Genomic DNA, 14,515 nt, shown 5'->3' on the forward strand with positions numbered 1-14,515 from the left:
TATGGGATTATTTGACCGTTTATTCGGGAAAAAAGAAGAGCCGAAAATCGAAGATGTTGTAAAAGAAGCACTGGAAAATCTTGATTTGTCAGAAGAGGTTGAAGAGAGCCAAGCGGCAGTCGAAGAAACAGCGACGGACAAAGTGGAAGAAACACCTGCTCAAGGAGAACTTCCTCAGATCTCGACAGAAGAAGTTATTGAACCAGAAGCAGTCGAAGAAACTGCTCAGGAAGAGCTTGAGCTAGAATCTGATGAGCTAGAGCAAAGCCAAGAGGCAGAAGAAGTTCTTGAAGAAGAGAACTTAGAAACAGAAGAAGAGCTAGCGTCTGAAGTAGTAGAAGAAGAACTTCCCCAACCTGAAGAAACCGTTCAGGAAAAATATGACCGCAGTCTCAAGAAAACCCGTACAGGATTCGGTGCTCGTTTGAATGCTTTCTTTGCCAACTTCCGCTCTGTCGATGAAAACTTCTTCGAAGAATTGGAAGAATTGCTCATCATGAGTGACGTAGGTGTGCAAGTTGCTTCCAACTTAACAGAAGAACTACGCTATGAAGCCAAATTAGAAAACGCTAAGAAGCCTGACGCACTTCGTCGTGTCATTATTGAGAAATTAGTTGAACTCTATGAGAAGGATGGCAACTATGATGAACAAATCCATTTCCAAGATGGCTTGACAGTCATGCTCTTTGTTGGTGTTAATGGTGTTGGGAAGACAACTTCTATCGGGAAATTAGCTCATCGTTACAAACAAGCTGGCAAGAAAGTCATGCTGGTTGCTGCGGATACCTTCCGTGCTGGAGCCGTTGCCCAGCTAGCTGAATGGGGCCGTCGTGTGGATGTTCCTGTTGTGACGGGACCAGAAAAAGCTGATCCTGCTAGTGTGGTCTTTGATGGAATGGAACGCGCCGTAGCCGAAGGGATTGATATTCTCATGATTGATACAGCAGGCCGTCTGCAAAACAAGGACAACCTTATGGCCGAGTTGGAAAAGATTGGTCGTATTATCAAACGTGTCGTGCCAGAAGCACCCCATGAAACTTTCCTGGCTCTTGATGCGTCAACTGGACAGAATGCCTTGGTACAAGCTAAAGAATTCTCGAAAATTACCCCTGTTACCGGTATTGTATTGACTAAGATTGATGGAACTGCCCGTGGTGGTGTCGTTTTGGCAATTCGAGAAGAACTCAATATCCCTGTAAAATTGATCGGTTTCGGTGAAAAAATTGATGATATTGGGGAATTTAACTCAGAAAACTTTATGAAGGGTCTCTTAGAAGGCTTGATTTAATACAAAATAAATATCCTGCAAAATTGACTTGCAGGATATTTTTGCTATTCTAAACGACCATCTTCACGATAGGCGATATCTGGTTGCCAGGTCCATTTGGCTCCATACTTTTCAAGTAGGTCAAAGCTAGCTTGTGGCCCCATACTTCCAGCTTTATAATCGTAAAGTGGAGCTCCATTTTCAGCCCAGAGCTCTTCGATACGGTCAATCAATTTCCAAGAAGCACTCACCTCGTCCCAGTGGCTAAAGTTGGTAGAATTGTTGTTCAAGACATCGTAGATTAGCTTTTCGTATGGATCTGGTGAAGCCCCAGTAGCGGTAGCATCTGTACGATAATCTAAAGAACTTGGTGCCAGGTTAAATTCTTCACCTACTTGTTTACCATTGAGACTAAGAGAGAAGCCTTCAGTTGGTTGGATATAGATAGTCAAGATATTTGGTGCCAAAGATTCTCCAAAGATAGAGTCCATTTGCTTAAAGACGATATTGACATGAGTGCCTTTTTCTGTCAGACGTTTACCAGTACGGAAGAAGAAAGGAACGCCACGGAAACGATCGCTGTCTACAAAGAAGGCACCAGAGGCAAAGGTTTCTGTTGTAGATTCAGGGTCGACATTTGGTTCGCTACGATAGGAAATATACTTCTTACCATCGATCTTTCCAGAACGGTATTGACCACGGATAAAGTGTTCTTTTAATTCTTCCTCACTTGGTTGGTGGAGATTTTTAAATACCTTTATCTTTTCAGCACGAATCTCATCTTTTGTAAAGCTGGCAGGCTTGTCCATGGCTAGAAGAGATAAAAGCTGGAGAGTGTGGTTTTGAACCATGTCACGGAGGGCACCAGATTCATCATAGTAGCCACCACGTTCCTCAACACCCAAGCGTTCCGCAAAGGTAATCTGCACATTATCAATGTGCTCACGGTTCCAAACATTCTCAAAGATCATGTTGGCAAAACGAACAGCAAAGATACTCTGAATCATCTCTTTACCTAGGTAATGGTCGATACGGTAGATTTGCTCCTCATCAAAGGCAGCAAGGAGATCTTCATTGAGTTTGCTAGCTGTTTCGTAGTCTGTACCAAATGGTTTCTCAACGATCAAGCGCTCAAAACCTTTACCATCAACAATGTTTTCAGATTTGAGGTGCTTGGCAATGGTTCCAAAGAACTGAGGTGCCATAGACAAGAAGAAGAGCTTGTTGTGGTCCGCTTGGTATTTCTCATCAAGCTCAGCTTGTAATTGACGTAAAGCAATGTAATGTTCCGTATCATTCACATCATGGCTTTGATAGTAGAAGTGGCTAGCAAATTCTTGGGCTTGCTCGGTACTATCTGCCAAATCAAGGATGGACTCGACAACTACAGATTCAAAATATTCCTTACTCCAAGGTCTACGAGCTGTTCCGATAACTGCGAAATGCTCAGAGAGATTGCCTGATTTATAGAGTCTGAAAAGGGAAGGGTAGAGTTTGCGTTTAGCTAAATCTCCACTCGCACCGAAAATTGTAACAATAACCTTTGATGACATCTAGCTACCTAATTTCTATATTTTTTCCTAGTTGGACTAGGGATGAGATTTCCTCATTGTCATAGTTTTTATTTTATCATAATTTTCAAAAAAATCAAAAAATCCAATACGTAATTAAAAAACTGTAAGGAGAATCTTACAGTTTTGTTTTATACGTTTAAGACCTTGTCCAAGAACTCTTTCAGACGAGGGTGTTGCGGGTTGTCGAAGATTTGATCTGGAGTTCCATCTTCCAGGAATTCACCATCAGCCGTAAAGATAACACGGTTGGCCACCTGACGAGCAAATCCCATTTCGTGGGTTACGATGATCATGGTCATGCCTTGTTCCGCCAATTCCTTCATAACGTTTAGTACATCTCCAACCATTTCAGGGTCAAGAGCAGAAGTTGGTTCATCAAAGAGCATGATATCAGGATTCATGGCAAGTCCACGAGCGATAGCTACACGCTGTTTCTGACCACCTGAAAGACTATCTGGATTGGCATTAGCTTTATCTGCTAGTCCAACCTTTTCAAGCAACTCCATCCCCAATTTTTCAGCTTCTTCTTTGGTCATCCGTTTGTGTTCAATAGGAGCAAAAGTGATATTCTCTAGGACGGACATATGAGGAAAGAGATTGAAGTGTTGGAAAACCATTCCCACGTTCTCACGAACATGGTCGACATTGGTTGACTTTTCAGTCAAATCATAACCATTCACTGTGATGTGGCCACTCGTTATCTCCTCGAGAAGGTTAAGGCTACGGAGGAATGTGGATTTTCCAGAACCAGAAGGACTGATGATACAGACAACATCTCCTTCATAGAATTTAGTAGTAATGCCTTTTAAAACTTCGTTTTTTCCATAATACTTATGCAAATCATTTACATCAATTTTTAGTTTTGCCATTAACGAATCCTCTTTTCTAAGCGTTTCGCTAGTCTAGTCAAAAGCGTGATAATTACAAGATAGAAGATAGCAAGGATTGCATACATCTTGAAACTTTGGTAGTTACGGGCGATGATGATCTTACCAGTTTGGAAAAGTTCCACCAGTCCGATAGCAGACACGATGGTTGTATCTTTAAGAGCGATAACGAATTGGTTGAAAAAGTTTGGCAACATCAATTTAGTTGCTTGCGGCAAGATAATCTTACGCATGGTTTTTCCGTAGGAGATACCTAGGCTTCTGCTGGCCTCCATTTGTCCAACTGGAACGGCTTGGATCCCACCACGAACAATTTCAGCGATATAAGCAGCTGCATTAAGTGAGAGGGCAATAGTACCAGCTACAAAGTCATTGATTGGACTTTGTTGGCCTGTAATCGACTCGATGAAGTTTGGAATACCCCAGAAGATGAAGGCTGCAAGAATCATCAAAGGAATACCACGGATAACGTCAACGAAAATCTCAGAAATCAGACGAAGAGATTTGTATGGGCTAACGCTAAACATACCGAAGATAATACCGATGACAATGGCAATTGCAAATGAAATAAGTGCTAAGGCAAGAGTGATTCCAAGTCCACTAAGGAGTTGTTTGTAGTTGTTTTGAAGCAAGCCCCAGATAGTTGTTTCGTCAACCGTACTTGTAGAAGTAGTTGCTGCTCCGCTGGCTAGATACTTATCGAGAATTTTTTGGAATTCTCCGTTTGCTTTGAGGTTGGCAAGCCCCTTATTGAACATCTGGATCAATTCTGGATTGCTGCCTTTCTTAACGGCAAAGGCTGTTTCACCGATTGGAGTTCCAGTGATTGGCGTTTTCAATTTTTGCCCTTGACTGATAGAATATTTGAGAACAGGTTCATCATCCATCACGGCATCGATAGCTCCAGTGTTGAGACTGTCATACATAGATGCGCCATCTGAAAAAGTTTTAATCTTGTAGCCGTATTTGCTTTGGTTTTCAGTAAGGAACGTTTGAGAAGCAGTTCCGTTTTTTACACCAACTGTCTTATCCTTGAGATCTTCATAAGAAGCGATGGTACTAGATTCTTTTACACCAAGAATAGTATTAGCAGTGTAGTAGGAATCAGAGAAATCAAATGTAGCTTTACGAGCATCTGTTACAGACATACCAGCAATGATACCATCTGCTTGTCCTGCTTGAACAGCACTGATTGCTGCGTCAAATCCTGGGTTGGTAATTTCAATTTCGAAACCTTGATCTTTGGCAATAGCTTTAATCAAGTCCATATCAATACCGGTGTACTCGTTGTTTGAATTTTGAAATACAAAAGGTGCAAAAGATGAATCACTTGCAATAATATACTTTGATTTAACAGTGTCAGCTTTTGCTATTCCTAGTGAGAAAATGGGAAATAAAATAAGCAAACATGCTAGAATTTTTTTCTTCATTTTTAGTCTCCTTTCTGAATATTTTTTAATTATAACAGAAAAAAAGTCAGAAGGCAAATTTTAATGATTATTATGTAAGAAGATATGACATAAAAATGTGGGTTTGTTAAAGTCAATAGATAAAGAATCTAATGGAATTTATGGTAAAATAGAAGGATAGAAAGTGTGTACGAGGTAATTATGATTAATCGGATTACAGACAATCAATTTAAACTAGTATCAAAATACCAACCTTCAGGAGATCAACCCCAAGCGATTGAGCAGTTGGTTGACAATATCGAGGGTGGAGAAAAGGCCCAAATTTTGATGGGGGCGACTGGTACTGGGAAGACCTATACCATGAGTCAGGTCATTTCCAAAGTCAATAAACCTACTTTGGTCATTGCCCATAACAAAACCCTAGCTGGTCAGCTCTATGGGGAGTTTAAGGAATTTTTCCCTGAAAATGCTGTTGAGTACTTTGTTTCATACTATGACTATTACCAACCCGAGGCCTATGTTCCTTCTAGTGATACCTATATTGAGAAGGACAGTTCAGTCAATGACGAGATTGACAAGCTTCGTCACTCAGCGACTTCAGCACTTCTGGAGCGCAATGATGTCATCGTTGTGGCTTCTGTTTCTTGTATCTATGGTCTGGGTTCGCCAAAGGAATACGCTGATAGTGTTGTAAGTCTCCGTCCAGGTCTTGAAATTTCTCGTGATAAACTCTTGAATGACTTGGTGGATATCCAGTTTGAGCGCAATGATATTGATTTCCAACGGGGAAGATTTCGCGTGCGTGGGGATGTGGTGGAGATTTTCCCAGCATCCCGAGATGAACACGCTTTTCGAGTAGAGTTTTTCGGGGATGAGATTGACCGTATCCGTGAGGTTGAGGCTTTGACAGGTCAAGTCCTTGGTGAAGTGGATCATTTGGCGATTTTCCCTGCCACTCACTTTGTGACTAATGACGACCACATGGAGGTTGCTATTGCCAAGATTCAAGCAGAGTTGGAGGAGCAGTTAGCTGTCTTTGAGAAGGAAGGTAAACTGCTAGAAGCCCAGCGTTTGAAGCAGCGCACAGAGTATGATATTGAGATGTTACGTGAGATGGGTTATACAAATGGGGTTGAGAACTACTCTCGTCACATGGATGGTCGTAGTGAAGGAGAGCCTCCTTATACGCTTCTTGACTTCTTCCCAGATGATTTCTTGATTATGATTGATGAAAGTCACATGACCATGGGGCAAATCAAAGGTATGTACAATGGAGACCGTTCGCGTAAGGAAATGTTGGTCAATTATGGTTTCCGTTTACCGTCAGCCTTGGACAATCGTCCTCTCCGTCGGGAGGAGTTTGAGAGTCATGTTCATCAGATTGTTTACGTTTCAGCAACACCAGGCGACTACGAAAATGAACAGACCGAGACAGTGATTGAGCAAATCATTCGTCCAACAGGACTCTTGGATCCAGAAGTGGAAGTTCGTCCGACTATGGGACAGATTGATGACCTCTTAGGTGAAATCAATGCCCGTGTTGAAAAAAATGAGCGAACCTTTATTACCACCTTGACCAAGAAAATGGCAGAAGACCTGACTGACTACTTCAAGGAAATGGGGATCAAAGTCAAGTACATGCACTCGGATATCAAGACCTTGGAGCGGACGGAGATTATCCGTGACCTGCGCTTGGGTGTTTTTGATGTCTTGGTCGGAATCAACCTGCTCCGTGAAGGGATTGACGTTCCTGAGGTAAGCTTGGTTGCTATTCTAGATGCTGACAAGGAAGGTTTCCTTCGTAACGAACGTGGCCTCATCCAGACCATTGGTCGTGCTGCCCGTAATAGCGAAGGGCATGTCATCATGTATGCGGACACGATGACTCAGTCTATGCAACGTGCTATCGATGAAACGGCCCGTCGTCGGAAAATCCAGATGGCCTATAATGAAGAACATGGTATTGTACCTCAGACAATTAAGAAAGAAATCCGTGACCTGATTGCTGTAACCAAGGCAGTTGCCAAGGAAGAGGACAAGGAAGTCGATATCAATAGTCTCAACAAACATGAACGCAAGGAACTCGTCAAGAAACTCGAAAAACAAATGCAAGAAGCCGTCGAAGTACTTGATTTTGAACTGGCAGCTCAGATACGTGATATGATGCTGGAAGTCAAGGCGTTAAACTGAAAAAATTATAAAGAAATAGAAATATATAGAAAGACATAATATGACAGCAAAAAAAACTAAACACATAGGCATTGAATGTTGTAGAATTTTAGCTATGTTGATGATTTGCAATTTACATGTTTTAGGTATGGGAGGAATTTTGGAGAAAGTTGATAGTCAAAAAGATCTTTACTATATTTTTGCAAATTTTTTAGAAGCTTTCTCACATTCAGCTGTAAATATTTATATTTTAATCAGTGGGTATGTCGGTCTTTATTCACAATTTAGTTATAAAAAAATGTTTAGTTTTTGGGTACAGATTATTTTCTATACTATTTCAATTACTTTTGTATTTGCTATTTTTTCAAAATCATCTGTCAACTTAAGTGATTGGTTTTCAGCTTTAACTCCAATAAGTCATGGACAGTATTGGTATATGAGTTGCTATTTTGGTTTAGTCTTAATAGCACCATTTTTGAATCAAGCAGTGCTGATATTGAAAAAAGAACAATTGCTTCCAATTGTTAGTGGAGCGTTTATATACTTTTCTGTCATACCCACGGTATTTAAACAAGATATTCTGGGCTTGTGGGGTGGTTATAGTGTATTATGGATGATCCTCTTGTACACTTTGGGAGCAATAATTAGAAAATCAAATTACGAAAGTCGTTTTCAAATACGTAATGTTAGTGGATTCATTTTATTTCTAACTAGTTTAACTTTTATATTATGCTGGCTTGGTTTTGAACAGTGGAGAAGTTATATTTCTCCAACGGTCACACTGCAAGGAATAGCAATATTTTTACTCTTCTTGAATATTAAAAATCTTCCCTTAACTTTTAAGAAACTAGTTCTTTTAGTATCTCCACTAACTTTGGGTGTTTATCTGTTTCATGTACATCCTCTTATTTTTAGAAGAATTATACCAACCATCCATACTTTAGTTGAAGAACAAGAATTTTACATGTTTGTCATTATTATTCTAGTTATGACACTGATCCTGTTTTTTTCTGGTGCTATCATTGAGTATTTTAGAAATAAATTAATGGCGTATATTCTTACTTTAATCAAGAGTTTTAAAAATCTTAAACAGACTTAAAACTTTATTGTCTTATTAAAAATAGGAGCAAGAGGCACTAAAATATACACTGTATTGAGAACTTAAGGTTTACTGAGATTATACGTGACCTTATTGCCGTGACCAAGGCAGTTTCCAAAGAAGAGGACAAGGAAGTCGATATCAATAACCTCAAAAACTAAAGCATAAAGAACTCGTCAAGAAACTGGAAAAACAAATGCAAGAAGCCGTCGAAGTGCTTGATTTTGAACTAGCAACTCAGATACGTGGTATGATGCTAGAAGTCAAAGTGTTGGATTAGATAGGAGAAAATGAATGAAAATTTTAGTCATCAATGGACATCCTGACAAGGGAAGTTTCTGTCAAGAAATTTTTCGAACGATTGTAGAAAATATTGACTCAAATCGCCATGAGCTTGAATCTATTAACCTAAATGAGATAGATTTTGATCCTGTATTACGTTGTGGTTATCGAAAACGTATGGAAGAGGACTCTTTCATACGTCGCTCCCAGGAACTAATCCAGTGGGCAGATCATTTCATTTTTGTTTATCCAATTTGGTGGAGTAGTATGCCTAGTCTATTGAAAGGTTGGATTGATCGTGTTTTCACGCCAGGAATTGCATACTCTGCAAATAACCAAGGAAGTTTTATTTGGAACTACTTAAGGGGTCAGCAGTTTAAAAAGTTACTAAAAGGAAAAACAGCCAGTATTTACGCAACATCCATGGCACCAACATGGTGGTACAAAGTATTTTCAGGTTCTATCAATATTCCAGACAGTTATGGAATATCAGTATTAAAGAATGCTGTCCTGAATCATTGTGGTATCAAAACAAAGAAAGTTTCAATTTTAGGTGAGTTAGGGCGTGAGGTGAATACAAATTCTACAAGACAAAAATATCTGCAAAAAGTAGCTGAGGAAGTCAAGGCGTTGGATTAGTGAAATAAATTTAAATATGTTTATCTAGGAGAAGCTAGTAATGAAAAAAATTTTACTGTTAATTTTCTTCATTGTAAATATTGTCCCTTTATTCTTTATTCTACGTTTTGCCTTCCTTATCTTTACAACAACTTATGATATTTTTCCTGAAGCAAATCAAGCGGAAGTAGAGACAGCAGTAAGAAGAACCCTTGATTTGTATGGTTTTAAAGGAGATATGAAGGTTACGAGGTTTTCTAGAGATAAATGGACTTCTGAAAAATACAAAATTGAATACAATTATAGTGAAGAAGTTGATGGAAGTAGAGTCACTGTGAGTCATGCCTTGTTTTATCGTCCAAAGTCCTCAAAATACAATCCCCAAAAGACTGATGAAGAACTAGCCTATGATGGGACTACGAAAACCATGTTACAAGAATTTTCAGACATGGCTCATAAACTACTCAACCAACATCCTGTCAGTATTTCTCACAAAGAGAAGGTAGAGAATTTTTTTAAGCAATATGAAAATCCCAATTTGGAATTCGTAAATAGTTACTGGAGTGTCGATACTGAATCTGGGGATATTCAAGACTATTATGATCTCATTGAAAAGAACCGTAAGGAAGGGAAAGCTTTTCAAGGTTTGTATGATATTCCTATTGATGAATTCTTGGGAAAAGAAATGATTAAAGGATACATCATCTATCGCGATACTGTTTTAGAAGAGGGTGAGAAAGATTATTTTGATAGTGAAGGCGGACTGACAGGATTTATTTCAAATGGGATAGATAATGCCGAGTTGCCAGATGCTTTTTATGAGGTTTCTTACTACTATGGTGCTAAAGGATATCGTTCAGGTAGTAGTGTCCCTTTAAAGATTCAAAACCATAAGATGCTCTATTATGGAAGTAATTTTAACTAAAAATTTTATATGTAATAATTTGTGTTAAAATAATAGACGAGATAATTTAAAAGTGATGGATATTAGTCATTAGTTAGTAGTTTGAATTTAAAGGAGAAATAAATAGTGAAAAATTCAAGTACTTTTAACAAGCTTATTTATACTGTCCTATATTCCTTACTGATAGCATTTGTTATCGCTCATTTCATATTATGGTCATTTGGTTTATCATTTACTCCGATTATTTGGAATATTTGGCTCTTTCTTCTAATTTTTACTCTATTTATTCGCTTTTTGAGGTCCTTTGCAATTCTTGATCTTCTATTTGGGATATTTGGACTGAAATTTATTCCCATAGCGTGGAATACAGGGATTTTTGTTCCAATTATTCTCTCTATTTCGCATATTTTTATTTACTTTTTAAAGGGGAAATATCGCTTCCTTGAAGGAGTGCGCAGTGCGATTTGTAGTTTTTATATTTGGTTATTTGTAATTGTCGTCTTCGCTCTTATTCCAAATCCTCCTGTTCCAATCACTATTGATTATGAAGTTAGGGAACAAGAAATTGTCATAACAAAAGGATATTTGCTTCATGATGTATACTATTATCATGAGCTGATCAATCCCTTTATCATGAAATCTGACATCAAGTCTGAAAAAATTATATAACAACTTAGAAAGTGAGTAAATTTATGTCCCGCTCCCAATTAACGATTTTAACAAACATTTGTCTGATTGAAGACCTTAAAAATCAGCGAGTAGTCATGCAATATCGCTCTCCTGAAGAGAATCGCTGGTCTGGTTATGCCTTTCCAGGAGGTCATGTAGAAAATGGCGAGGCTTTCGCAGAGTCTGTCATTCGTGAAATCTATGAAGAAACAGGATTGACTATCCAAAATCCTCAACTTGTCGGCATTAAAAATTGGCCACTAGATACAGGTGAGCGCTACATCGTCGTTTGCTATAAGGCGACAGAGTTTACTGGAAATCTCCAATCCTCAGAAGAAGGAGAAGTATCTTGGGTGCAAAAAGACCAGATTCCAAACTTGGATCTGGCCTATGATATGCTACCCTTGATGGAGATGATGGAAGCACCTGACAAGTCTGAATTTTTCTACCCCCGCCGTACAGAAGACGATTGGGAAAAGAAAATTTTCTAATCCTTTACCAAATAGCCTAACTGATCCAAGGCCTCCTCGATATAGTGGAGGTCTTGTTGTGTCTCGGCCTCAACAAGGTGGTAATGGATGCCGTCTGTCAATTCAGAAAGTGGTCTAAAGTCTGAATTCTCGACTTGTTCCAGAAAGTGCTGGACATCTCGGCGGCAGGTGAGTTTGAGCAGGGTTTCAATTTCACCATAAACGGGATGATCAATTAAGATATTTTGAACGCGTCCGCCATTATCTACTATAGCCAAAAGTTCCTGACCAATTTCTTCCAGTTCATGTTTCAGTTTAAAGAGTTTGTGGACGTAGGGGTTGGCATCATTTTCTTTGTAGATATAACCACGATTGGTTGACAAGATAGGAGCGCCGTCGGCTCGCAAGATGGCAATGTCTTGGACGATGATTTGGCGTGTGACATGAAAGTGTTCAGCCAAGGTTTGACCATTGAGAGCTTTTGGTGACTCTTTTAAAAGTTTGAGAAGAGCTTGTTTGCGATCCTTTGTCATAGTTTTTCCTTTTAGCGACGTTTTCGAAGCACTTTAAAGACAGCTAGTGCTAATGTATAGTCTACCATACTATGGATAATTGTACCAAAACCAACTAGAACAAAGAGAACATAAAACATATTTTCAACATTTGTCCCTGAAGTAGCATAGAAGATGATACAAGCTATTACTTCAGCGATAGCATGAACAACACCCAAAACAAAGTTAAAAATCCAAGATGTCTTTGGTTTATCCAAGGTTTCAGGGAATTTCTTTAAGTACAAAGCCCCCAAAGTACCAAAAACGATGTGAGAGAAGGCGCGCAGGACGATAACCATGGGATAGCCTGCCATCAGGAAGCCAAGACTAGAAGCAATAATCACAAAAGCAGCCATCAAAGGCGAAAGAAACATGGCGATAAAGATGGGGATATGACTTCCCAAGGTGTAAGAAGCCGGTGGGATAACGATTTTAAAAGGCATAATGATTGGAATCAAAATCGCTATTGCAGTGAGTAGGGCAGTCATGGTCATAAACTGCGTTTTTTTCCGTATATCCATAAGAACCTCCATTTAACTGTATATACACAAGTATAGTACAATAAATAGATAGACATGTCAAGAATTTATTTTGATTTTATTGGAAATTTTCAAAAGTATAGGTGGTAAATTCAAAAAATTTTCATATATTTTCAAAATTTTGAACGAATGACTCCTTGGTAAATAACTTTTTATGAGTAGAAGATGAGCCTTTACTTGTGAAAACTAAAACTCCACCTTCAGGACGAAAGTGGAGTTGTTTTTTTATTTCTTCAAGGTTTCGAGACGTGGGACAATTGCTACAGTTAGGATGGCTGAGATGAGGAGTTCAGCAATTGAGTTTGTAGAGATGACAGTTGCTAGGAGTTTTTGGATATTGCCATTGAAGACATTTCCGAAAAGGAAGAAGATTCCCCCAAGGACAAAGACGGTGTTGGTAAGGGAACCGAGAGCTCCGGCAATGATGAGGCCTGTTCTGTTTTTCAATAATTTATAAACTAAATAAGGTGTGAGACCAATCAAAATGCGAGGTAGGATGGCGATCATTGCGGAATAGATGTTTCCGTTTGGTACAAAAGGTGAGAATAGATAGCTGGTTGGAAGGATTGTAATCGTGTTGACCGTCAAGCTAAGTAGCCCCATCAAGAAACCAAGTGTAACACCAACTCGTGGGCCGTAAATAATACTTGCAATAATAACAGGAATATGCACGATAGTTGGTTTGATTGGAAATGGGAAAAGATTAAACAGGATTGAACTTAAAAAGTGGATAACGAGCATAGTTGCAAAAAAGATTGCAATGGGCGCAATATTAGAGCGTTTTTTCATCGAGGGTTTCCTTTATTCTTTCTAAAATAGTATTCAGGTCAGCTAGGGCGCCTTTTCCGTAATCGCCACAGGCTAGTAGAGATTCCTTTGGTGAGATAATCTGATAACCATAGGTCTCTAATGTTTTTAGATTAGCCTGAGTTGCCGGATGGTTATACATTTTTGTGTTCATGGCTGGTGCGACTAACTTTTTGACGTGGTCTGGCAGGGCAAGAGCTGTACTCGTAACCATGTTATCCGCAAAACCATGCGCAAGTTTGGCAATGGTATTAGCGGTAGCGGGGACGACGATAAAAAGGTCGGTTTCTTTGCCTCTTTCAATATGATTGACTTGATCAGTATAGGGTTCCTGCATGACATCAAGGTGGACAGGATTTTGAGAGAGGACTTGTAGTGTCAAAGGTTGGATAAACTCTCTTGCCGACTCAGTCATTAGGACAGTGACATGATGGCCTTGTTTTTTCAAAGAACTGACCAGGTCGGCTGATTTATAGGAGGCAATGGAACCTGTCACTGCGATCAGAATGTTGGCCATGGCTTTCCTTTCTAAGAATCGTATGCTTGAATGTTTTCAAGGAGGAGGCTTGCAATTTCCTCTTTGGTTTGAACAGTTTGAAGATGCTCTCTCTCAACAAAGATTGCTCGATGTTGATTCGCTGAGATTTGAGTAAGGTCATTTGCAATGATTAGGTCTGCCTGGTTCTTGACAAGACTCTTTCGAGCAATCTCAATGAGATAATCTTCAGAGACATCAACCAGCAATTTAAACCCAATCAGATGAATGGCAGGATTCCATTCTTTGACCAGAGAGATGATTTTGGGTGTTTTTTTCAGGAATAAGACCTGAACCTCATCAGTTGAAGAAATCTTAGTCTGATGATTCTGCTTGCTTAAAAATTCTTCTAAATTAGGGCTAGCCTGAACTTCCTCAAGCCCCGTCATATAAACAGGAGTGTAGTCAGAAACTGCCATAGAATGAATCAGAACCTGATAATTTTGAACATGCTCTTTCATCTCTAAAAGAAGATCATTAGTATTTTTGATTTCTCGAATGGTTAAATGGGGACGAGGTTCTGGCTTAAGAGCTCTGTTAGTAGTTATCAAACAAACTTCATGCCCTGCAGCAAGCAAGGTTTCTGTGATGATTTTCCCCAAGCGACCAGTGGAATGGTTCGTAATAGAGCGGACGCTATCAATAGCTTCACTCGTACCGCCCGACGTAACTAAAATTTTCATAGGACTATTGTACACAAAAATAAACGTTAAGTAAAATGAAAGCATTTAAAAG

General features: G+C 39.2%; 15 protein-coding genes and 1 pseudogene. 8 read left to right on the plus strand and 8 right to left on the minus strand.

What is annotated here, in order from left to right; genetic code table 11:
* The first annotated feature begins 1 nt into the window (after position 1).
* Positions 2-1,288 carry a signal recognition particle-docking protein FtsY gene (gene ftsY, locus D8803_RS05630; RefSeq protein WP_131200515.1) on the plus strand — a complete coding sequence of 429 codons (1,287 nt, stop codon included), beginning with the start codon at positions 2-4 and terminating at the stop codon, positions 1,286-1,288.
* Positions 1,289-1,332: 44 nt separating this feature from the next.
* On the opposite strand, the gene zwf is transcribed toward ftsY, so the two are convergent.
* The 3 genes from zwf to D8803_RS05645 form a co-directional block, all read right to left on the minus strand.
* Positions 1,333-2,820, minus strand: coding sequence for a glucose-6-phosphate dehydrogenase (zwf, locus tag D8803_RS05635; protein ID WP_131200516.1), 1,488 nt, complete (start codon positions 2,818-2,820; stop codon positions 1,333-1,335).
* Positions 2,821-2,969: 149 nt separating this feature from the next.
* A complete protein-coding gene (locus D8803_RS05640) occupies positions 2,970-3,710 on the minus strand; it encodes an amino acid ABC transporter ATP-binding protein (protein WP_131200517.1) in 741 nt (246 codons plus the stop codon).
* Positions 3,710-5,158 (minus strand): amino acid ABC transporter substrate-binding protein/permease, encoded by a 1,449-nt coding sequence (locus D8803_RS05645; RefSeq protein ID WP_131200518.1) that lies wholly within the window; start codon positions 5,156-5,158, stop codon positions 3,710-3,712. The genes D8803_RS05640 and D8803_RS05645 overlap by 1 nt, the downstream gene beginning before the upstream one ends.
* A 180-nt stretch (positions 5,159-5,338) precedes the next feature.
* On the opposite strand from D8803_RS05645, the gene uvrB reads away from it, so the two are divergent.
* From uvrB to D8803_RS05680, 7 genes and pseudogenes are all read left to right on the plus strand, one after another.
* Positions 5,339-7,327: an excinuclease ABC subunit UvrB gene (gene uvrB / locus D8803_RS05650; protein WP_000610428.1), complete on the plus strand. Its 1,989-nt coding sequence runs from the start codon at positions 5,339-5,341 to the stop codon at positions 7,325-7,327.
* Positions 7,328-7,367: 40 nt separating this feature from the next.
* Positions 7,368-8,405 carry an acyltransferase gene (locus D8803_RS05655; protein ID WP_131200519.1) on the plus strand — a complete coding sequence of 346 codons (1,038 nt, stop codon included), beginning with the start codon at positions 7,368-7,370 and terminating at the stop codon, positions 8,403-8,405.
* 80 nt (positions 8,406-8,485) lie between these two features.
* Positions 8,486-8,685, plus strand: a pseudogene (locus D8803_RS09970) (UvrB/UvrC motif-containing protein); the annotation flags it as partial.
* Positions 8,686-8,699: 14 nt separating this feature from the next.
* Positions 8,700-9,326 (plus strand): NAD(P)H-dependent oxidoreductase, encoded by a 627-nt coding sequence (locus D8803_RS05665; RefSeq protein WP_000699279.1) that lies wholly within the window; start codon positions 8,700-8,702, stop codon positions 9,324-9,326.
* Between the two features lie 40 nt (positions 9,327-9,366).
* Positions 9,367-10,230 (plus strand): hypothetical protein, encoded by an 864-nt coding sequence (locus D8803_RS05670; RefSeq protein WP_000722316.1) that lies wholly within the window; start codon positions 9,367-9,369, stop codon positions 10,228-10,230.
* A 105-nt stretch (positions 10,231-10,335) separates the two neighbouring features.
* Positions 10,336-10,878 carry a hypothetical protein gene (locus D8803_RS05675; protein WP_000798528.1) on the plus strand — a complete coding sequence of 181 codons (543 nt, stop codon included), beginning with the start codon at positions 10,336-10,338 and terminating at the stop codon, positions 10,876-10,878.
* 23 nt (positions 10,879-10,901) lie between these two features.
* Complete coding sequence (locus D8803_RS05680) at positions 10,902-11,369, plus strand: 8-oxo-dGTP diphosphatase (RefSeq protein WP_000091555.1); 468 nt, start codon at positions 10,902-10,904, stop codon at positions 11,367-11,369.
* On the opposite strand, the gene D8803_RS05685 is transcribed toward D8803_RS05680, so the two are convergent.
* The 5 genes from D8803_RS05685 to coaB all read right to left on the minus strand — a co-directional run bounded on the left by D8803_RS05685 (position 11,366) and on the right by coaB (position 14,463).
* On the minus strand, positions 11,366-11,881 hold the full coding sequence (locus tag D8803_RS05685) for a transcription repressor NadR (protein WP_131200520.1): 516 nt from the start codon (positions 11,879-11,881) through the stop codon (positions 11,366-11,368). The two genes, D8803_RS05680 and D8803_RS05685, sit on opposite strands and share 4 nt — an antisense overlap.
* Before the next feature lie 11 nt (positions 11,882-11,892).
* Positions 11,893-12,420 (minus strand): ECF transporter S component, encoded by a 528-nt coding sequence (locus D8803_RS05690; protein WP_000354642.1) that lies wholly within the window; start codon positions 12,418-12,420, stop codon positions 11,893-11,895.
* Between the two features lie 243 nt (positions 12,421-12,663).
* Positions 12,664-13,227 (minus strand): ECF transporter S component, encoded by a 564-nt coding sequence (locus D8803_RS05695; RefSeq protein ID WP_000747404.1) that lies wholly within the window; start codon positions 13,225-13,227, stop codon positions 12,664-12,666.
* Positions 13,211-13,762, minus strand: a complete 552-nt coding sequence (gene coaC / locus D8803_RS05700) for a phosphopantothenoylcysteine decarboxylase (RefSeq protein WP_001274061.1) — start codon at positions 13,760-13,762, stop codon at positions 13,211-13,213. The genes D8803_RS05695 and coaC overlap by 17 nt, the downstream gene beginning before the upstream one ends.
* Positions 13,763-13,773: 11 nt before the next feature.
* Positions 13,774-14,463 (minus strand): phosphopantothenate--cysteine ligase, encoded by a 690-nt coding sequence (coaB, locus tag D8803_RS05705; protein WP_000699522.1) that lies wholly within the window; start codon positions 14,461-14,463, stop codon positions 13,774-13,776.
* Positions 14,464-14,515: the final 52 nt, after the last annotated feature.

Source organism: Streptococcus oralis (assembly GCF_003943385.1).
GTDB lineage: Bacteria > Bacillota > Bacilli > Lactobacillales > Streptococcaceae > Streptococcus > Streptococcus oralis_CA.